Source organism: Kitasatospora sp. NPDC001660 (genome assembly GCF_053596725.1).
Window position 1 is genome coordinate 23,961 of sequence record NZ_JBSFGU010000023.1, and the last position, 20,571, is coordinate 44,531.

Annotated in this window: 15 protein-coding genes and 1 pseudogene; 9 read left to right on the forward strand and 7 right to left on the reverse strand. The window is 70.1% G+C overall.

Going from position 1 to position 20,571, the window contains the following annotated elements; genetic code table 11:
- Positions 1–179 precede the first annotated feature (179 nt).
- Together ACWCXH_RS23750 and ACWCXH_RS23755 are read right to left on the reverse strand one after the other, a co-directional pair.
- Positions 180–932, reverse strand: coding sequence for an IPT/TIG domain-containing protein (locus ACWCXH_RS23750; protein ID WP_449803466.1), 753 nt, complete (start codon positions 930–932; stop codon positions 180–182).
- Between the two features lie 784 nt (positions 933–1,716).
- Positions 1,717–1,920, reverse strand: a complete 204-nt coding sequence (locus tag ACWCXH_RS23755) for a hypothetical protein (RefSeq protein ID WP_449803467.1) — start codon at positions 1,918–1,920, stop codon at positions 1,717–1,719.
- An 86-nt stretch (positions 1,921–2,006) separates the two neighbouring features.
- Here ACWCXH_RS23755 and ACWCXH_RS23760 point away from each other — a divergent pair, with 86 nt between their 5' ends.
- Positions 2,007–2,888 carry a hypothetical protein gene (locus ACWCXH_RS23760; protein WP_449803468.1) on the forward strand — a complete coding sequence of 294 codons (882 nt, stop codon included), beginning with the start codon at positions 2,007–2,009 and terminating at the stop codon, positions 2,886–2,888.
- A gap of 194 nt (positions 2,889–3,082) precedes the next feature.
- Positions 3,083–3,976, forward strand: coding sequence for an endo alpha-1,4 polygalactosaminidase (locus ACWCXH_RS23765; protein WP_449803537.1), 894 nt, complete (start codon positions 3,083–3,085; stop codon positions 3,974–3,976).
- Between the two features lie 94 nt (positions 3,977–4,070).
- Here ACWCXH_RS23765 and ACWCXH_RS23770 read toward each other — a convergent pair whose 3' ends face one another.
- Positions 4,071–6,521, reverse strand: a complete 2,451-nt coding sequence (locus ACWCXH_RS23770; RefSeq protein ID WP_449803469.1) for a PKD domain-containing protein — start codon at positions 6,519–6,521, stop codon at positions 4,071–4,073.
- 973 nt (positions 6,522–7,494) lie between these two features.
- Here ACWCXH_RS23770 and ACWCXH_RS23775 point away from each other — a divergent pair.
- Positions 7,495–7,866 carry a hypothetical protein gene (locus ACWCXH_RS23775; RefSeq protein WP_449803470.1) on the forward strand — a complete coding sequence of 124 codons (372 nt, stop codon included), beginning with the start codon at positions 7,495–7,497 and terminating at the stop codon, positions 7,864–7,866.
- 198 nt (positions 7,867–8,064) lie between these two features.
- On the opposite strand, the gene ACWCXH_RS23780 is transcribed toward ACWCXH_RS23775, so the two are convergent.
- The gene (locus ACWCXH_RS23780; protein ID WP_449803471.1) at positions 8,065–8,595 is read right to left on the reverse strand and encodes an ArsR/SmtB family transcription factor; all 531 of its coding nucleotides are present in this window, start codon (positions 8,593–8,595) and stop codon (positions 8,065–8,067) included.
- A 102-nt stretch (positions 8,596–8,697) separates the two neighbouring features.
- On the opposite strand from ACWCXH_RS23780, the gene ACWCXH_RS23785 reads away from it, so the two are divergent.
- From ACWCXH_RS23785 to ACWCXH_RS23795, 3 genes are all read left to right on the forward strand, one after another.
- Positions 8,698–9,951: an MFS transporter gene (locus ACWCXH_RS23785; protein ID WP_449803472.1), complete on the forward strand. Its 1,254-nt coding sequence runs from the start codon at positions 8,698–8,700 to the stop codon at positions 9,949–9,951.
- Positions 9,952–11,126: 1,175 nt separating this feature from the next.
- The gene (locus ACWCXH_RS23790; protein WP_449803473.1) at positions 11,127–12,326 is read left to right on the forward strand and encodes a ParA family protein; all 1,200 of its coding nucleotides are present in this window, start codon (positions 11,127–11,129) and stop codon (positions 12,324–12,326) included.
- Positions 12,323–13,474 (forward strand): ParB/RepB/Spo0J family partition protein, encoded by a 1,152-nt coding sequence (locus ACWCXH_RS23795; protein WP_449803474.1) that lies wholly within the window; start codon positions 12,323–12,325, stop codon positions 13,472–13,474. Before ACWCXH_RS23790 ends, ACWCXH_RS23795 begins: the two co-directional genes overlap by 4 nt.
- Before the next feature lie 669 nt (positions 13,475–14,143).
- On the opposite strand, the pseudogene ACWCXH_RS23800 reads toward ACWCXH_RS23795, so the two are convergent.
- From ACWCXH_RS23800 to ACWCXH_RS23810, 3 genes and pseudogenes are all read right to left on the reverse strand, one after another.
- A pseudogene (locus ACWCXH_RS23800) lies at positions 14,144–14,344 on the reverse strand (LLM class flavin-dependent oxidoreductase); the annotation flags it as partial.
- A gap of 15 nt (positions 14,345–14,359) precedes the next feature.
- Positions 14,360–14,821: a TauD/TfdA dioxygenase family protein gene (locus ACWCXH_RS23805; RefSeq protein ID WP_449803475.1), complete on the reverse strand. Its 462-nt coding sequence runs from the start codon at positions 14,819–14,821 to the stop codon at positions 14,360–14,362.
- A 277-nt stretch (positions 14,822–15,098) separates the two neighbouring features.
- The gene (locus ACWCXH_RS23810) at positions 15,099–15,986 is read right to left on the reverse strand and encodes a LysR family transcriptional regulator (protein ID WP_449803476.1); all 888 of its coding nucleotides are present in this window, start codon (positions 15,984–15,986) and stop codon (positions 15,099–15,101) included.
- Between the two features lie 1,446 nt (positions 15,987–17,432).
- On the opposite strand from ACWCXH_RS23810, the gene ACWCXH_RS23815 reads away from it, so the two are divergent.
- Genes ACWCXH_RS23815 through ACWCXH_RS23825 form a run of 3 tightly spaced genes read left to right on the forward strand, consistent with a single transcriptional unit; the run spans position 17,433 to position 20,562 of the window.
- Positions 17,433–18,536, forward strand: a complete 1,104-nt coding sequence (locus tag ACWCXH_RS23815; protein WP_449803477.1) for a bifunctional DNA primase/polymerase — start codon at positions 17,433–17,435, stop codon at positions 18,534–18,536.
- Positions 18,533–20,161, forward strand: coding sequence for a DNA primase family protein (locus ACWCXH_RS23820; RefSeq protein WP_449803478.1), 1,629 nt, complete (start codon positions 18,533–18,535; stop codon positions 20,159–20,161). The genes ACWCXH_RS23815 and ACWCXH_RS23820 overlap by 4 nt, the downstream gene beginning before the upstream one ends.
- Positions 20,158–20,562, forward strand: coding sequence for a DUF6009 family protein (locus tag ACWCXH_RS23825; RefSeq protein WP_449803479.1), 405 nt, complete (start codon positions 20,158–20,160; stop codon positions 20,560–20,562). Before ACWCXH_RS23820 ends, ACWCXH_RS23825 begins: the two co-directional genes overlap by 4 nt.
- The last annotated feature ends 9 nt before the right edge of the window (positions 20,563–20,571 follow it).

Genomic DNA, 20,571 nt, shown 5'->3' on the forward strand with positions numbered 1-20,571 from the left:
GAGATCGCGTCGGTCCTGGCGCGCTCGGGCGGCACGCCGTTCTCCCGGGGCCGGCTGAGAGATCGGAAACCGAGTGCGGCGGAACGGGACTCGTCCGGGCGGGACCGGGAGCGGTCCCGCCCGGACGAGTCGGCCTCGTGGGAGGCGCCGTCCAGGTGTTCAGCGGCCTGGTTCCCGGCTCAGATCCCGGGGGCGGCGAGGTACTGGAACGGGGTCGCGGCGGTCGCACTGCCGGCCGCGTTGGTGACCGTGATGTCGGCGGGCCCGGGGGCACCGTCGGCGGTGGGCGGCGCGACGGCGGCGACGGTGGTGTCGCTGATGACGACGAACGGGGCCGGGTGGCCGCCGAAGGTGACCGACTGGGTGCTGCTCAGGGACGTGCCGGTGATGGTCACCGCGGTGCCGCCGGAGGCCGGGCCCGATCCGGGAGCGAAACTGGCCACCGTGGGCACGTCCACGTAGGTGTAGGTGAAGCCGTTGTTGGTCCCGCCCGCGGTGGTCACGCTCACCCCGACCGATCCGACCGCCGCGCCGGCAGGAACGGCGACGGTGATGACACCGTCGCTGATGACGGTCGGCGTGGCGATGTTGGCCCCGAAGTGCACGGCGGTGGCAGTCGCCAGCCCCGTGCCGGTGATGGTGACGGTGTTGCCGCCCGCCAGCGGCCCGGAGCTGGCGCTGAGCGAGAACTTGAACGGCGCGCCGACGTAGAAGAAGCTCAGCGGGTTGCTGGTACCGCCCGGGGTGGTCACGGTCACCGGGACCACCCCGCTGCCGGCCGGACTGGTGACGGTGACCGAGGTGGCCGTGTTGGCGGTGATGGTGGCCAGGTTCAAGCCGAAGTGCACGGCCGTGGCCCCACCGAGGTTGGTGCCGGTGATGGTCACCGCGGTGCCGCCGCTGGTCGACCCCTGGTTGGGGGAGATGGGCACAACTGCCTCCTTGAACGAGGTGAGGTGAACCGCGCAGCGGCGTGCCCAGGAGGAAGTCGCGGGCCGAGCACGGTGTGGGCCGGACCAGGCCCCGGCAAGGACGAGGATGGGCGGCCGAGGCGGTGAACCAGACGCCGGCGGGCCGGTCCACGGGTGTGGCCGGGCCGCCTTCCGGGCGTGAGGACGTGACGGTCCTGGACGGCTGTCGCCGATCGCGGTGGCCGGCGGATCGTTCACGCCCTGCCGGGAGAGCCCACGGCGCCACTGGTAGTGACCGGCCAGACGGCAGGCCGACGCCTCACTCCCCCGGAGAGGATGGGCGACCCACCGGATCGGACGATCCAAGTAACCCATTGAGGTGACACACGGGCAAGACACTTGACGTCGTATCACTCGAATGGCGGCGCGTACGCCCGAGGCACGGATTCGGGCCGGCGACGCCCGGTGACGGCGGCCGTGACATCCTCCCCGCAGGGCGAACCGCATGGCCGTTGACACCGGGCGGACAGCACGTGCGGGATCGTCTCCGGGCAGAGCGCGCTCGGCCGTTCGGGTGAGAAGCAGGCCTTGCGGTAGCCACCTTCCGTAGCCCGATGAGTTACTCGTAGCGATTGCACCCGGTGGGCCGCCCATCCCTTGCCGGGGGAATGCGTCGGACCTCAGGAGCCACGTGCTCCCGGCCCGGCAGCCTCGGGCGCCCCCGGCATGGAGCCGACGTCATGTCAGCTGTCGTGAACGCGACAGCCTTTGGGCGTCGACGGTCCCCGTTTGACCGGAGGGGACGTCATGACCGCAGCGACCGACCGCCCGACAGCAGGGCGGGCGGCGTGATCGACACCGCGATGAACGCAGTCAGCGCCACCATCGCTGTCAGCGCCAACCCCATCGGCGCGGCGGTCACCCCGAACGGCAGCCGCGCCCACGTGACGAACGACGCCGATGGCAGCGTGAACGTGATCGACACCGCCCCGAGCAGGGCGGCACTCACCCCGAACGGTCTGTCCTCCCACGTGAGCGTTCCGGACACGCCGCACCCGGCCCCGTGAACGATCCACTCGACACCGAGGAGAAGCAATGAGCCACAGCAAGCTGGCGATCCGCACGCTGAGCGCTCTCGGGGCGGCCGCCCTCACGGTCACCGGCATGGCCGCCACCCCGGCAGCCGCGCAGACTTTCGTCCCGTGCACCACCGACGCGCTGGCGGGCGCCATCACCGACGCGAACACCTCCGGCGGCACGCTCGTCCTGGCCCCGGGCTGCATCTACACCCTGACCACCCCGCTGCCGTCCATCCAGAACACGATCACCATCCAGGGTGACGGCGCCACCATCACCCGTGACCCGGCCGCGCCCGCCTTCCGCATCCTCACGGTCGACCCGACGGGAAACCTGGACCTCGGCGAGGCCATCATCGCCAACGGTGACGCGACGGGAGACTTCGGGGGCGGCATCCGCAACGACGGAGTCCTCACTGTCAGGGGCAGCCTCATCCGCGACAACCACGCCGACTTCTCCGGCGGGATCGGCGGCAACACCGGGTCCACCACGCTCGTCGACCGCAGCGTCATCAGTGGCAACAGCGCGCTCCACGACGGTGGCGGTCTGGGCAACGACGGCACCATGACCATCACCAGTAGCACCGTCGTCAACAACACTGCGCTCGAGCTGGGCGGCGGAGCGGCCAACGACGCCACGCTGAACGTCTCGCAGAGCGACGTCTTCGACAACTCGGCATCCGGGCCCACGGGTGCGGGCGGCGGAATCGCCAACTTCGGCGGTGCCGGCGCCACCACCACGCTCACCCGGAGCAAGGTCGACAGCAACAGCGCGACCAACGCCCCCGGAGGCGTCTACAACAACGGCGGCAGCGTCACGCTCAACTTCACCGCCGTGTTCCCCAACAGCCCGACCAACTGCTTCGGCAGCCCCACCGCGGTCCCCGGCTGCGTGGCCTGACCCACCGAGCCCGCTGTCCGCAGCTCCCCCACCTCGACGGCGGCCAAGAACCCGGCCGCCGTCGACGACCATCGCCCGGTCCCTGACGCTGCCGGCAACGGGACGAATGCTGCCGCGCTGCGCTTCCTCCGTGCTTCCGGCACCGCAAGGGGGAGTTGCCCTGAGGACATGCCCTGCCATCCTGGAGTTCGATGATGCCCGTCAACCATGGTCGATCCCGCACGTCGCGCGTCAGGATCGCCGCAGCGCTGACGATCTCGGCGGCGGCCGTTCTCGCATTCTCCTCGTGCAGTTCCTCCGGCGGGACTGCGGAACCGGCTGTGACGATCTCGCCTTCCGCGTCCGAGGGAACATCGGCATCGGCGACAGCCCCGCCCGCCGTGACAATGCCTCCGGTGCACGCCGGGTTCGACTACCAGATCGGCGGGCCGTACCAGCCGCCGGCCGGTGTGTCCGTCGTCAGCCGCGACCACGGGGCGTCCCCGGCCCCGGGGATCTACAACATCTGCTACGTCAACGGCTTTCAGGCCCAGCCGGACGAAGAGCAGCAATGGGACCAGGACCTGCTGCTCCGGGACCAGGCCGGCAACGTCGTCCATGACACCGCCTGGAACGAGGCGCTGCTGGACATCAGCACGGACACCAAGCGTCAGCGGATCGCTCTGAAGGTGAACGGCTGGATCGACGAGTGCGCCACCAAGGGCTTCAACGCCGTCGAGCCGGACAACTACGACAGCTACACACGGTCGGCCGGACTGCTGAGCGCGGCCGACGCCGAGGCGTACCAGTCCCTACTCGTCGCGCACGCCCACGGACAGGGCCTTGCCATCGCCCAGAAGAACGCCGCGGAGCTGGCACCGGACCGCCGGCGACTGGGCCTCGACTTCGCGGTGGTGGAGCAGTGCGGCACGTACGGCGAGTGCAACCGCTACACCGCCGCGTTCGGCGACAGCGTATTCGACATCGAGTACGACGAGCAGGGCCTTCAGGCGGCGTGCACGACTTGGGGGACCCGCATCAGCATCGTGCGGCGCGACCTCAACGTCGTTCCACCGAGCGATCCCGGCTACCTGCGCCAGACCTGCTGAACCGCCGCGTGTGCTGATCGGCCCTGGGAACGGCGGAAGGCCGGAGCACGGCATACTCCGTGTTCCGGCCTTCCGCCGTCGTGCGCCGGGGGCGTCAGACGTAGAGCGTGAACACCGTGTCGGCCCGGCCGACGTAGGCGTTGCTCAGGGCGAACACGTGGCTGCTCGGGCGGAAGATCCCGAACGTCGTGCGGCCGCCGGCCTGCCAGTCGCCGACCACCGGCAGGTCGCCGGCGGCGCCGTAGGAGGCGGTGGAGACGCTGCCGTCGTCGTGGCGCAGGATGAAGGTGTTCGGCTCGCCGGCGCTGCGGCCCGGACGGAAGAGGCCGAACTGGGCGTGGTGGACGCCGTCCCAGTCACCGACCACCGGAAGGTCGCCCGGGCTGCCGAACTGCAGGGTCGTCACGCTGGTGTCGTCGTGGCGCACGGCCAGGGTGCCGGTGCTCGGGCGGTAGACGGCGAGCTGGTCGTGGCCGTTGTGGTCCCAGGCGCCGACTGCCGGGATGTCGCCGGGCTGGCCGAACTGAACGACCGTCACGGACTTGTCCCGCAGCTGCAGGGCGAACGTGCCGGTGCTCGGGCGGTAGATGCCCAGCTGGCACTGGCAGGTGTTCTCCCAGGCGCCGACGACCGCGACGTCGCCGGGGTCGCCGAAGGCCCGGCGCTCGTTCACGCGGCCGGTGGTCTTGGAGTAGTCGATGTTCCAGCGGCCGTTGTCGAAGAGGCCGACCTGGGTGGTCGGGCCGCCGAGGTAGCCGGCGAACGGCACTCCGGCCTGGGGGCCGGCGACGTAGGTCTGCGTGGATGCGGCGGCGGAGCGGCCATGGTCGTCGACGACGGTCTCGGTGACGGTGTAGTAGCCGCCGACGCCGTAGTCGTGCGTCAGGCCGTTCGGCGGGTTCTGGCCGTCGGTGACGGCGGGGGCGGTGCCGTCGCCGAAGTCCACGGTGTACCGGGCGACCGGCCAGGGGCTGGACGTGTTGTCGCGCACGGAGACCCGTGCGGTGGTCTGGTCGACGGTGCTCACCTGGGGGTTGAGCCAGATGGCGCCCACCGGGGCGATCGTCAGCTTGGTGATGCCGGTGCGGACCAGGCCGGTCTGGGTGGTCGCGGTGATCGTCACCGTGTACGCGCCGGACGCCGGGTAGTCGTGGTCGATCTCCCTCGTCCCCTCGCCCACGTCCACCGGCGTGCTGCCGTCGCCGAAGTCGAGCTTGGCACCGGCCGGCGCCCAGCCGGTCTGGTACCAGGTCTGGACCCGGGCCTGCAGCGGGTGGCCCGCCATGGCGTACGGGACCGCCGACACCGTGACGGCGGTTTCGTCCTGGAGCTCGACCGCGCCGCGGTCGTAGTAGCCCGGCCCGGTGCCCGTGTTGGCGATCTTCGGGTGGTCCACGCGCGGGTTGTCGTAGAAGTCGGTCTCCAGCATGCCCGGCGCGGCCGCGTCGGCCGCGTCCGTCAGACCCTCGGCGGCCTGGGGCGCGTAGTCGCTGGAGTAGTACTGGTACTTCGGGTCGGCCGCGTTGTCGTGAGCGCCCTGACCGGTGGCCCTGAAGTCGGCGGGAGCGGTGTACGGGGTGCCGCCCCAGAGGTAGCTGACGCCGGCGGCCGCGTGCACGACGCTGTTGTAGTCGACCCTGGTTCCGGGGACGGAGTCGGCCGAGACCGACAGGTCGGCGGCGGACTTGAGGGCCTGGTCCGTGCAGTAGCCCGCGGGGACCTTGGTGATCACGTTGTTCACCACCGTGGCTCCCGAGGAGTTCCCGGCGAGGAGCACGTCGTTCCCGCAGTTCGCGACGAAGGTGTTGCTCGCCACGACGGTGCCCGGGGCGTCGGTGACCACGACGCCGCCCGCGAGGCTCTCCACCACCTCGTTGGTGGTGATGACCGTCCCGGAGACCCCGGCATCCACGACGATGCCGGCCGTTCCGTTGCCGTAGACCCTCGTACGGCTCACCGTGGTGGCGGTGGTCTTCCCGGTGATGCGAACGGCGGGTGCCGGGTTCGGGTAGGACGCGCCGCCGTTGGCCGCGGGGTTGCCGGCGACGACGGTGTTCCGGTTCACCACGATCCGGTCGGCGTCCTGGACGAGCACACCCTCCTGCGGTGCCTCGAACTGGAAACCGGACACCGTGATGTCGTGCACGCCGGAGAGCACGAGGGCGTGCGGGGCCGGCTTCGAGTTCGCGTCCCAGGAGCGGATGCCGAGGATCGTCTGCGGCGTGCCGTAGGGGATGTCGGACTTGATGGTGATCGGCTTGCCGGGGAGCCCGGAATGCTTGACCGTGACCGATTCGGGATAGGAACCGCCGGTCACGACCTGGACCGTCTGTCCGGGTTGGGCCGCGTCCACGGCCGCCTGGACGGTGCAGTACGGCCGTTCCTGTGTGCCACTGCCGGCGTCGGTGCAGATCTGCCCGGCCGATGTGTTGTTGACGTAGAGCACGGCCTGGTCGGCCGCGTGGGCGACCGAGGGGAGAACCGCCCCGGTTATCGCCGAGCCGGCAACCGCGGCGGCCAGGCCGACGCGATGACGAATGGTCACAGATGTCCCCTTGAGGCGAAGTGACGCCGAATGTGCTGGGTTCGGGAAGCCCTCGTGATGGGTTCGCTTTCCCGATCGTTCGGCGAAGAGTATCGCCGATGATCAGCCGGTCGTCACGCGGGTATCTCCGCGCCCGGAACCGGGGCCAGGAGCGCCCCGGCACCCTACGTGGGTGCCGAGACGTCAGGTGTTGCCGGCAGGGCGACGGTCGACTACCCGCCGTAGAACTCCCGGGTGTTGATCCGATCAACGGCATACCCGCTCGAGTGATGATCTCTCCGTTCACGTCACGGTGACGGATGCCGGCCACAGGTTCGTTCACGTGTGAGAGTCCGCGAAGATTTCACCGATCGGCGTACGAGCAGATCACGGCCGCAGGCTGGTGACCCCCGGGCTGCGGTCCCTGCGGAGGGGTACCCGGGCTGATGTGGGCATGTCTGCCGTTTGGACGCCTTTCCCGCACGGCCGTGGTGGCGGCGTGGCGGGCCCGGCCAGTTGACGATGCCGTCGATCGGCTGGGCGTAGGCGTCGGTGCCGGTCATCGGCTGGAGGCCGAGCGCGGCTCCGTCCCCGGCGGCCCCGGCGGGCAGGCAGGACAGGCCAGGCTTGGGCGGACCAGGCCAGGCTTGGGCGGGTCTGGCTCCATCTCCCGCCTGGAGCCGAACCGCTGACAGGGAAGGGCAGGCGGGATACTTGTGGGATGCGGCAATCAAGGGCTTCTTGGGTCAACACCACTCACGACTGGGCCGGTGCCGTGGACGTGGGACATCTCGGTCAGATCCGGCAGGCTCCCGGGGCTTTCGCTCCGGGGGGCACAGGCCACCTGCTTCTCGAGATCGTCGCTTATGCCGCTGACGAGGCAGCAAGCCGGGGCAGTGGACGATGCGTAGTCACGCTGCACTCCGACGGCTCGGTATCCGTGGAGGATGACGGACGGGGCACCGACACCCGGGTCGACGAGCACGGTCGGGTGGTGAAGAAGCCGGTCATGGCGACGAAGGACCTTCGCTTCTTCGATCTCCCGGAGGTGGAGCGGCTTCCGGACGGGCATCCGCGTCGCGGCGCGTCCGTCGTCGCAGCGCTGAGCGAGTGGCTGATTCACACCAACCGCCGGCTCAACGGCTCCTGGACCCAGCGCTATGAGCACGGCCTCCCCGTGACCGACTTGGAGCCCGTCGAGGCCGACGGGACCACGGGGACGTGCGTGCGCTTCCTGCCGCACGAAGCCCTGCGGTCAGGGTTGTCGGTGGCTGCGGGTGATCTGGCGCGGTGGTCCGCGCACTGGCCGGACCTGACCGTCCGCCTCGACGATCAGCGCGACCACAGCAACCCGCCGGGTCGGTGACCCAAGGCCCCGAACGTCAGGACCTGGCTGCAGCAGCCGCCTCGGTCGATCGGGCCCAGGCGACCATCCCGGGGCAGCATGAGTCACGCGACGGGCGCACGGGGATGGCCCTTGAACCCCTCGTCCGTTCCGTACCGACGGTGTAGACGGTGCGGAACGGGGGTGGCCATCCGTGGGCTTGCCCGCGCCCGCACGGGATCAGTACTGCCTCGGCAGATCCGGATGCGTCGTGTCCTGCAGGGGGAAGGCCATCATGCTGACGCCCAAGGGGATGGTGCCCGGTGCGTGCGGTGGCTGCGCGGCCTCGTGGAGCTCGACGGCGAGCTCGGTGAGTCGTCGTCGAACGTCCTGCCAGGTCCGGGGATCCACCCACAGTTCGGCGTCGACGGTCACGCCCTCGCTCGCCTCCAGCCGGCGACTGGCACGTTCCCGGAGGGTGTGTGCCATGGTCTCGGCCAGCATCGGGGCCCCGTCGTGCTGGTCGGACAGCGGCGTGCCGCGGACGGTGCGGTAGCGGCGCTCCCTGCCACCGCGACGAGTGCGCTCCTCCGCCAGCTCGACCAGGCCCACCGCGTCCAGGCGCCGCAGGTGCTGACTGGCCAGCGCGTGCGAGACGTCCAACTCGCGCGCGAGCTCGGCGGCCGACATCGGCCCCGGCCACATGAGGCTGAGCATCCGCAGTCGCAAGGGATGGGCGAGCGCGCGAAGTACTGGGTCGGTATCGGTCACGCAGGCAAGTAAACCGCAACCGGCGCGGTCTGAACCCCTACCACCAATCAAATGCTTGGGGGTAGGGTGAGCGCGATCAGGTGCACGACGAGGGGGATACGAATGAGCTGGCGCACGCTCAAGGTCCTGCGGGACCGCAACGCGGGTCTCTATCTGGGCGGGGTGATCGTCTCGGGGTTCGGCGACTCGGCCATGTCGCTCGCCGCCGGTATCTGGGTCAAGACCCTCACCGGATCCAGCAGCCTTGCCGCGCTGGTCGGCTTCTGCCTTTGGCTGCCGACCTTCGCAGGCCCGGCGATCGGCACAGTGGCGGACCGGGTGCGCCGCCGTCCGCTCCTGGTCGCCACGAACCTGGTCCTGGCCGCCGTCATGACCGCGCCGATCGCCGTGCACTCCCAAGCGGACATCTGGCTGCTGTTCGCGGTGCTGACCCTGGTGGGAGCGGGAATGGTGCTCACGGACGCGGCGGCGACCGCGCTGGTGGCCGCTGCCGTGCCAGAGGAACTGCGCGGTGACTTCAACGGCCTGGTGTACACCGCGATCGAGAGCATGAAGCTGCTCGCCCCGCTGGCCGGGGCCGGACTGTTCACCGCCTTCGGCGGGCCTGCGGTGGCAGTGCTGGACGCGATCACCTTCGTACTGGCCGCGGTCGCCTTCCGGTTCATCCGAGTCCAGGAGGCCCTGCCCGCCACCCGCGAAAAGCGGGCATGGACCACTGAGACCGCTGAAGGCGCCCGCTTCCTGTGGCGGCACCCGGTGCTGCGTCCCCTGGTCGTCACCGGCGGGACGGCCATGGCGCTCTCCAGCCTGAGCAGTACGGCCACATTCGCCATGCTCGATGCCGGGCTTCACCAGTCTCCGACGTACGCAGGCGTACTGACCCCGCTCCAGGGGTTCGGGTCAGTCGTCAGCGGACTGACAGCCGGTGCGTTGATGCGCCGGATGTCCGAGCGTGCCTTCTCGGCGATCGGACTCTCACTCTTCGCACTCGGCGTGCTCGCGCGGGCGACTCCCTGGCTGCCGGTCGTGCTCGGCGGCAGCCTGGCCATCGGGCTGGGCCTGCCCTGCGCACTCATTGCGGCCATGACCGCCGTGCAGCGGGAGACTCCAGGCGAACTGCTCGGCCGGGTTGCTGCTACGGCCAACACCCTGATGTTCGCGCCCACCGGGCTTGCCCTGCTCATCGGCACCGCGATGGTGGCCGGCCTCGACTACCGGGTGCAGCTTCTCAGCTCCGGGGCCATGGGCCTGACCTGGGCCGCCGTGCTCACTGTGGCCGGCCATGCGGCGCGACCCACAGCACCGGACGGCGCGCAGCCGATGCCCGAGGCTCAGCAGGTCGACATCGCCCAGTAGGAGGAACAGTGCGGCAGGGATCCATCGCCATGGGGGACTTGATGCGATCCCCGCTGCCCGTTACCGAGCTCACCTGCTACACCGACACTCCCCCCTCCCCTCCCCTCCCTTCCCCTCCCCCACCCTCACCTCCGACCAGCGCCGCCAGGCCGCCGCCGCGATCCGCGCCATCGGCCGCCTCGCCCCCGTCCGTACCGCTCCCGCTACGCCTGCGACACCTGTGCGGTGGCGTGGTCCGGGCCCGGGGCCGACTGCTGGTCCTGCGGACGGCCCGCCACCCACATCTGCGCAGACTCCTCCCTCCCCCACCGCCTGCTGCTCTCCCCCGTGACCTCCAGGAAGGCGGGACGACGGTGAGCACCCTGCTGCCCGATGACCTCGATCGGCGTCTGACCCCCGAACTCGTCGAGCGTCGGGAGCTGGCCGCCCTCGCGGCCTCCGCCTCGACCTGGGGAGTGCTGACGCTCGGGCTCAGCGCGGACCACGTGTTCGGGCTGAGTTCCGCCCTGCGACAAACAAGGCGGCGCGGACGCGGAGGACGTGACCACCGGAACGAGCCCCGGGCCGTGACGGGGCTGCGGCCCTGGTCTGCGTCGGCCAGTCCGCCTGGTTGGACACGGGCCACTTCATGCTTCGATGACGGGGCGTGTCTGTGAGGACGTTGGTTGTGGCGGCCGTTCGCGTCCCCCGCCAGGCTCAGCCCTCGCCGGCTTTGCCGGTGGTGCATAAACGCCGTTTACGTTCACGGAGGTCCAGGGATGACCACAACGCCACCGGAGCCGCCAACCGACCAGCAGCAGGCTCACCAAGTCGCCCAGGTGCCCGCGAGCGTCCTCCCTCGTTTCCACGATGACCTTGAACATGGCCATCCCACCGAACCGTGAGCACTCACCTACACCCACTACCTAAACGCCGTTTACGTTCACGGAGGTCCAGGGATGACCACAACGCCACCGGAGCCGCCAACCGACCAGCAGCAGGCTCACCAAGTCGCCCAGGTGCCCGCGAGCGTCCTCCCTCGTTTCCACGATGACCTTGAACATGGCCATCCCACCGAACCGTGAGCACTCACCTACACCCACTACCTAAACGCCGTTTACGTTCACGGGGGATCCCGTCGATGACACACCGGCCCTGATGCCACCAAATCCGCCACTAGCAACTAAGGTGACGCCATGGCATCTCCTTATCCTGGTGGCGGCAGGGAAAAGGTGGCATCCAAGCTGCCGCCGTCCCTTCGTCAAGAACTCAAGACCCGAGCCGCCCAGCTCGGTATCGACATGCAGGTCGCCGTCACCGACGCCATCGAGCAGTGGCGCGCCCGGCCGGTCGACGACAACCGTGTCGTCGACACCTCTGGGGCCGAGAGCTGGAACACCTGGCTCCCGACCGGCCTGCCCGACGCTTTCAAGGCCGACTGCGCGGACCGGGACATCTCCTTCGTCCAGGGCCTCGCCCAGGCGATCCGCGTCTGGATCGACTCACACGGCGTACCGCTCACCGACCTGACGATCCCCCAGTACACACGCCGAATCGTCGTGTGCAACCAGAAGGGCGGGGTCGGCAAGACCACCGTTGCCGCCGGCGTCGGCCAGGCCATAGCGCTGGGGCTGCCGCGAACCACCGGCGCCGCCGGACTGCCGGAGCTCGCCGGGCTCCGCACCCTCCTCGTCGACTACGACCCGCAGGGCCACCTCACCTCACAGCTCGGCGTCAAGCAGATCGCGCCCGGCACCGAGAGCCTCGTAACGCACATGGTCGAGCGCGAGCGAACCACGGGGAGCCTGATCGACCAGGTCGTCCCGATCGCACCGGAGCTCTTCGACGACCGCCTGAGCCTGCTGCCGTCCAGCTTCGACGCCTTCCTGCTCGACTCGCGGCTCGGCTCGGTCCGAGGCCCCCGCGAGACCAGCCTCCAACGCGCCCTCGCACCGCTCGAGCAGCACTTCGACGTCATCGTCGTCGACGCGCCCCCCAACCTCGGCCTCGCGATGGACGCCGGCCTGTACTACGCACACCGCCGCAAGAACGAGCCCGCCGGGGCGTCGGGCGTCCTCATTCCCGTCGAGGCGGAGGACTCTTCCGCCGACGCCTACGCCATGCTCGACAGCCAGATCCGCACGGTCAGCCTGGACTACGAGGTCGACATCGACCGCCTCGGGCTCGTCGTCAACAAGTACGACAAGCGCAAGGGCTACGTGGCCACGCACTCCCTTGAGAACTGGAGGTCCCTCGGGTCCCCGCCCGTCGTGTCGGTTGTGCCCGATCTCAAGGAACAGCGCGAGGCCGTGCACCTCAAGCAGCCCCTGCTGATGTACGCACCCACGTCCGTCCAGGCGCAGCGCATGCGCGAGATCCGCAGGAGGCTCGGATGAGCATCGCGAAGAAGCTCGCCGGCGGTGGTGGCTCTTTCGGTGCGCTGGCGCAGGGTGAGCGCCGTCAGGAGGAGGTTGTCGCGCGCAGTGAGGCCCTTGATGCGACGGGGAGGGTCCGGCGGTCGTCGGTCGCTCCGGTCGCGTCGATCGTCTTCAACCCTCTCAACCCGCGTAAGACGATCATCGACGAGACGATTGATGAGCTGGCGGAGAGCATGCGCCGCGGTCAGATCGTTCCGGTCACCGTGGTCAGCCGGGGCGCCTTCCTCGATGCGAACCCGGATCAGGCAGGGGCGATCGGCGACGCCGATTTCGTCGCGCTGGACGGCAACCGTCGTCTGAGGGCGGCGCAGCGGGCCGGGTTGGCGACGTTGCGCGTGGACTTGAATGACGATCTTGCGGCCAGTGCGTCCGACCTGGTGGAGGCCGCACTGGTTGCCAACATCCACCGGGAGGATGTGGCGCCGTTCGAGGAGGCCCAGGCCATCGAGCAGCTGGTTGCGACCGTGTACGCCGGCAACCAGGCTGCGGTGGCTCGCAAGCTCGGCAAGTCCGCAGCCTGGGTCGGCCAGCGGCTGGCCCTTCTCCACCTGGCTCCCGAGCTCCAGGAGCAGGCGAGTGCGGGTGAGCTGGCCATCGAGGATGCTCGCAGGATCGGTGCGGCGGCGCGAGCGGGGAAGCTCACGGCGGCTGACCAACTGGAGCGGGCTGAGGCGGCGAGGAAGGCTGCGGCAGACAAGCAGGCGGCGAAGGCCGAAGCGAAGGCCAGGCGGGCGGCACGGGTGGAGGGCGCCGGTGTGCCTGCTGCTCAGAGCGAGGCTGTGCCGGATGCCTCCCGGACCGGTGGCGCCGCGCACGACGTAAACGCCGTTTATGCCCCCGGTTCGGTGAGCTCCGCTCCGGGCGGCGGTCAAGATCGGGACGGCGACGTAAACGGCGTTTATGCACCCGCCGTTCCGGATCAGCGCGAGGCACGGACCGAGGGGGCGTCGGGAGCCGGGCTCGGCCTGCCCGACTGGCGGGATCTGGACGGCATCGCCGGATGGATCTGCAGGTTTCTGCCACCGGACGAGGCTCGTGTCGTCGCTCAGGCCGTGCTCAGCAAGGTCGAAGAGCTTGAACACCAGGACGGCGCGACGGCCCGCTGACGGCCACGCTCGGACGGGAGCCCGGCACTCGCCTCACGGCGAATGCCGGGCTTCTGCCATGTCGGACAGCCTCAGCAGGCGGGGAAGGCCGGCTGGCGGGGAGGTTCGACCGCGCTGTGGCGGAGGTCCCTCCGGCGGCCGGGCGTGCGACCGGAACCTCCCGGAGAGGATCCGGTGCGCTGCGGTACGAGCCGCCGGCTCCTGACGGCTCTTTGGTGCCCGCTCGGGAGCGGGCACCAAGCCGGTGTGACGCCGGCCTCGCGCAGGCGAGGCGTACGCGGGGACCGACCGAGGACGGCACAGGTGCTCGTGCAGCGATGTTCGCGACCATGTGAGCCTTGATTGCATGGACATGGCGAAAAATCGGCCCGCAGAAAGGCCCCTTCTGGCGCCTTTCGGAGCGTGGCCGGTGCGTGGGGCTTGTTGATCGGTCAATAGGGCGCCAGCGAGGCCTTCCAGGGATTTTGATCATGGTGTTCAGCGCTGAAATGGCGAGAGACACCCCTGTGGGCCCCCGGCGCCGTCCCGTCATTCAGCTCTCCCGCAGACCCGCTTCGAGCTGCTCCGCCGACACGAGGCGATCGCGGTCACGGTCCCGGTCGGCAGGTCGCCACCGGCCGGCATGATGTTGAACCCGTCCGCCGCGCCGTGGCGGAACCACTCCTCGATGGGCAGGACCTTCAGCAGCTCCGGGTCCCGGCCGAAGCCGGCGGCGCGCCGCTTCACGTCGGCGTAGAACGCCTGGCCCTCGGCGGGCGTTGGCTGCGCGGTGAAGAGCGCCTCCGCCCAGCGCGCCGCGAAGTCCTTGCCGCTCTCGCTGGACCCCACCTGCACCAGCAGCGCGTGTCCCTGCGGCGAGCGCAGCACGTTTGAGAGGGAGCTGAGTCAGGTCGCGGTGAACCTGACCGGGCCGCGCCCGGCATCGGCAGTGACCACCACCACGTCCGCCGGGTGGCGGCGGACCGCCTGCCGAAGCTCTTCGCGGGAGATGCCGGCGGCGGGCAGCAGGTCGGTCACGGCCCCTCCCCGTCCGGCCCGCCCAGCACTCCCGGCTCGGCCAACGGGGCGGCCCGCAGCCTGGCGAACGTCGAGCAGGCGTCGGCTCTCCGTGGCCGAGACGCCCACCAGGTGGCTGGTGAAACCGAGGTTGACGAACAGGGCCCGCTCCCCCGTCTCCGGGTGCACCCGCACCACCGGGTGCACGGCGACCAGCAGGTTGCTGTCGATCCGCCTGGCGTACTCGCTGCCCGCACCGAACTCCCGTGCGCCGCCCGTAATGGTGCTCGGCCCGCAGGGTGTCCACCAAGACTGGACGTAAGTAGCCTGCCCGATCGCGTTCCCACCCACGATCCCGGCGAACGCCGTACTCCACCTGCCCACTTTGCGTACCGACGGCGCCAAGGTGCGGGCCGACCTCGCTCACGCCCACCCCGTCCCCACGACCCGGCACACCGGCCACACCGTGGCGCTCGGCGTCGACTGGGGCCTGAACACACTCCCGTCCGCCGAGGCGGCCGAGAGGGGCAGCTTGGGGCGCAGGCTTCCACCTGCGCGCCCACGCCACCCCACCCAGATGGGAGACGATCCCAACCGATCCCACAACCCGCGGATCGCACAGGATCGATTAACTGATCAGAGACGCTTCGGTCAGCGCATCGACCACGACGCCGATCGAGGGACGCGCGGCCGAGGTGGATCGCCAGACGGCGAAGACCCGGCGCCGCGGGGCGTCCACCAGAGGCACGAACCGCACTGGAGCGGCAATCGGTTCACGTCCCAGGTGCGGGATGATGGCGATTCCCAGTCCTGCCGCGACCAGGGCCATCTGCGTTGCGTGTTCTGAGGCGGTGTGGGTGATGCGGGCATTCCTGAGGCTGCGCACCAGCCATTCGTGGCACAGCTGCCCGTCGCTCGAGGTGATCCAGTCCTCATCGCCGAGATCGTCCAGGCTCAGTGCCGGACGGCCGGCGAGCCGGTGCTCGGGGGGCAGGGCGACGTCGTAGGTGTCGTCGAGGAGAGCGCGGTGGTCCAGCCCCTGGGGCAGGGCGAGCGGATCATCAGTCCAGTCTTCGCCCACTGCCAGGTCGAGCAGCCCGCGCCGCACCGCCGGGATGGCTTCGTACGGCTCCTGTTCCCGCGCCGACACCGTCAGATCCGGGTACCGCGCCCGCAGGGCGCGCAGCACCGGCGGGAGCAGCGCGCGGGCGGCGGTGGGGAAGGCCGCGATCGTGAGGTTGCCGGTCACCACTCCGTGGTGCTGCGCCATCGTCGCCATGACGCGCTCGACCTGCGCGAGCAGCTCTGCGGCCTGGTCCGCGAGCAAGGTGCCGGCCTCGGTCAACCGGATGCCTCGGCCTTGCCGTTCCGCCAGGTGCGTGCCCGTCTCCTGCTCGAGCCGTGCCATCTGCTGCGAGACCGCCGAGGTGGTCACGTGCAGGAGCCGTGCGGCGCCCACGACGGATCCGGTCGTCGCCACCGCGTGCAGCACCCGCAGGCGTTCGAGGTTCAACATCTAAGTGATGCTACGAGGTGTGGTCCACAGACATTCACTTGTGCTTCCCGGTGACCGACACCAGAGTGGGCGGTGCAACAGGTCGTTCTCATCGGGGGAGCACCGAAAGCCGATCGCTCGGGTTCGGTGCGATGCGGGGCCAGGGAGACCGAATGCCCTCGACCTGGTGCCCGCGCTGTCGAGACCCTCGCAGTGCCTCAAGGTCGACGACGCGTCCGCCCGAGACATCCCGGCAGTGGGCGCGTCGTCGCCCCTCTTCTTTCAGGACTTCACCCTCACCGAGGGGGAGCGACGCACTCGCGCACCTGGTCCTGAAAGCGCTGTAGACCTCGGTCGTATGGATCACAGCGAGAGACTACGAGCAGAGGCAGCTCCACGTCGAAACGCGGTGCTGCGGCCGGTACCGGCGATCGGACAAGCGGAACTCTGAGCAGTATCCGCACGTTTCTGACCAGAGAGCTGAGTCTCTGAGCCCGCACACGGAAATGGCATCGGCAACCCCGTGCCACAGTCGCTTGGGTCGCTGCCGGCTGGGAGCAAGACCCGCGGAGGGGGCACCGCGGCAACAGCTCGACACCCCACTCACGGCTCCTGCGGCCACGACACCGCGGCCACGTTCGCACGGCCCCGGCTCAACGTGGCTGCTCATGAGGCTCCGGAGACTCCTGAGCGACCGACAGCGACTGTTGCTGCAAGCCGAGCGGCTCGGAGCTGTTGCTGCAAGCCGAGCGGCTCGGAGCTGTTGCCGCTCCGGAACAGGGGAGCGACTGAAGCAGCAGCGACGGTCACAGCGACTCAGCGACTCAGCGACCCAAGCGACTCACCGCCTGACACCCGGCCTGGCGCGGGCGCCACCGTCGACCGCAGCAGCCGATCAATCCAGCGGACGGAAGGGGAGCGACCGAGCGACTGAAGCTACCCAAGCGACCGAAGCCAGGGACTTCCAAGAGATCCCGACACCCGCGACACGCCGAGCGACCCGGCGAGAGAGACTCGGTCGCTTCAGTCGCTGAGCTTCAGTCGCTCGACAAAACCCCAGGTCAGAGCACATGCAACCCTCCCAACAGCGACCGAAGCGACCGAAGGTCGGGTATATGAAGACATTCCCGTGTGCGTGTGCGCGTTATAGACCCGGGCTTGAGTCGCTTCAGTCGCTGTTTGCTGTGAAAAACGGCTCTGACCTGCGAGAACGTTCAGCACCCAGGATCAGCGACCGAAGCGACTCGGTCGCTCTCCCCAGGCTCGGTCGCTGAGTTTCTCCTCGAAGTCCGGCAGTCCGGGCCCGAACGTGCTCGCTCGGCTAGTCTGTGTGAGCTATCTTCTGAACTTCGGTCGCTTCAGTCGCTGATCCGGCACACAAGAGTGCTCTGACCAGGCTTTTTGCCCCCAGCTACTGAACGAGCGACTGAAGACCGAGCAGCTACTGACCATGGGGAAGGGACCAGCGTGACGGCGCCGAAGGCCGTGGGGAGCGACCGAACGGTCCGCCAGGCGGACTCACTCACCGTCGCCCGCTGGTGCGCTGCCCAGGGCTGGCCCGTCCACCCACTCGCCCCCGGACGCAAAACGCCGCCCGCCAACTGCCAGCCCTGCCAGGAATCCCCGCACACGCCCGCCGGCTGCCCCTGCATCCCCGTCGGTCGCTGGTGCCACGGCTTCCACGCCGCCACCCTCGACCAGGACACCCTCACCGCCTGGTGGCGCGTCAACCCCGACTTCGGCACCGGCGTCGCCTGCGGCCCCGCCGGACTGGTCGTCATCGACGTGGACAGCCACACCGTCCCCGTCCCCGCCCGAGACCGGATCCTGCCCGGCATCCCGATCCACGAGGGCGTCAGCCTCGACGGCCTCGAGAACGGCTTCCACACCCTTTCCCTGCTCGCCGCCCTCCGGGGAGCCCCCGACCCGGCCGCCGACACCGAGACCCTGCGCGTGCGGACCCCCTCCGGCGGACTGCACATCTGGTACCAGGACCATGCCCACCTCGGGTTCACCTGCTCCACCGGCTCCTCCAACGGCAGGGCCCTCGCCTGGCAGGTCGACGTACGGGCCCACGGCGGCTACATCGTCGCCCCCGGCACCGCCACCGGCGCCGGCCCGTACGAGGCCCTTCCAGGCGCCAGAACGCCCGCTCTCCTGCCCCAGTGGCTCAGCGAGGAACTCGTCCGCACCGGCCACCTCAAGAGCCGCCCAGGGCACCAGTCCGCCCCCCAGCCGGCCGTCCCCGCCCGCGCCCGCCAGGCCGTCGTCGCCGCGGGCGGCGGCAAGCGCGGAGCCGAACGGATCCTCGACACCGTCCTCCAGGACGTCACCGACTGCGCCTCGACCCCCGAGGGCGCAGGCTTCACCGGCAAGCTCAACCGCGCCGCCTACACGGTGGGAGGACTCGTCTCCGCAGGCCACCTCACCCACACCGCCGCCGAACGGCTCCTCCAGGACGCCGCCCACACCGCACGTCCCCACCAGGACAGGCACAGCTCCGCCGTCATCCGCTCGGGCCTCGCCGCAGGCGCCCGCCAGCCCCTGCACGTCAGGGAGGCCCGCGGATGAACGACAGCCCCCGCAAGAGGACGGTCTTCGACCCCGTGGCCGCAGCCCAGCAGATCCTGGAGTACCCCCCGGTCCCCGGTCCCTCCCCGGCCCCCTGGCACGGCACCGCCGTCCAGGAGAGCCTCCTCGACACCCCGCCCACCGGCGCCTCGCAGACAGCCCCGAAGGCCACCGCCGCCGCTGCACACGCCGCTGCGCATGGTGCCGCGCAGGCCACTGGAGGCCCCGAAGCGAGTCCCCACGGTCTCCTGCCCGACTCCCTCTCCGACCGCGGCAACGCCAAGCTCTTCGTCCACCTCTACGGCCGCGACTACCGTCACGTCCCCGGCATCGGCTGGTACCGCTGGGCCACCCACCGCTGGCAGCTCGACGAGGACGACACCGTCCTGTGGGCCGCCGGCGAGATGGCCGAGAACATCGCCGCCCACGACCCCAGGGGCGTCCACACCAACACCGACCTGCGCCGTCACCGCCGCCGGGCCCTGTCCACCTCGGGCATGAACGCGATGCTGGCCCAGGCCAAGTCCGCCCCCGGCATGGTCCTCAACGCCTCCCTCCTCGACGCCGACGCCTACGCCCTGTGCACCCCCGGCGGCGTGGTCGACCTGCGCACCGGCGCGATCGTCCCGCCCGACCCCCGGGTCCACCACCACTCCCGCTCCACCACGCTGGCCCCTGCCCGCATGCCCACCCCGCGCTGGGACCGCTTCCTCACCGACACCTTCGGCGACGACAAGGAAGGCCGCCAGACCCGCGACTTCCTCCACCTGCTCCTCGGCTACTCGATCAGCGGCGACGTCGGTGCCCAGGTCATGCCCTTCCTCTACGGCCAGGGCAAGAACGGCAAGTCCGTCCTCCTGGACGTCATGATCCAGCTCCTCGGCGACTACGCCGACGCGGCCCCGCCCGGTTTCCTCATGGCCAAGACCTTCGACGGCCACCCCACCGACCTGGCCGAGCTCCACGGTCGGCGCATCATCGTCTGCTCCGAGCTCAAGCCGGGCGACCGCTTCGACGAGGCCAGGGTCAAGCTCCTCACCGGCGGCGACAAGATCAAGGCCCGCCGGATGCGCCAGGACTTCTTCTCCTTCGAGCCGACCCACAAGCTCTGGCTGCTCGGCAACCACCGCCCCGAGGTCGGCACCGGCGGCTTCGCGTTCTGGCGCCGCATGCGCCTGATCCCCTTCGAACGGGTCGTCCCCGAGGAGCGCAAGATCGACAACCTCGCGCACGTCCTCGTCGCCGAGGAGGGCCCCGGCATCCTCGCCTGGCTCATCGACGGCGCCCGCCGCTACTTCGCCGGCGAGAAGGACCTCGCCGGCCCCCAGCGCGTCCAGACCGCCACCACCGCCTACGCCGAGACCGAGGACCACGTCGGCCGCTTCCTCAAGGAGGCCTGCATCACAGGCGAGGGCATGCGCGCCGAACAGTCCCAGCTCTTCGGCGCCTACACCCGCTGGTGCGGATTCGAAGGAGCCAATCCAGTATCCGGCCGTGCGTTCGCCGCACGAGTTCGGGAGACACTGGGTATGACCTCTCCCAAGGAGATGGTCCTGTCCAACAGCCGCAAGTACTACCCGGGCATCGGCCTGATCACCGACGACACAGAGGAGCAGAACGCGTGAGCGCGCTGATCGACCCGGCCGAGCTCGCCCACGAAACCGACCTCGTCTGGCTCGAGGACACCACCGACCTCGACTACGTGCGCCAGTCCCTCGACCGCCTCACCACCCGCCGCGGCCGCCCCGCCTACCACCGCGACGGCCGCATGGTCGGCTACGCGATGCTCGGCCCCGACGCCAGGTCCTCCCGCGCCTCGGGCACCTTCCGCCGGCGCGTCTTCTGGCTCCTGCCGCACGACCGGGACCAGGACCCCGACGGCCTCTACTCCACCGGCGCCCCGTCGGAGGCCGTTGACCCGCGTACCGTCGCCCCCGGTGTCAAGGGTTACAAGACCGAGCGTTCCGAGGGCGGCCCGGCCTCGCCGGCGATGCTCGAACTGGGGATAACCCTCCCGAAGGCGTGACCGCGTTGG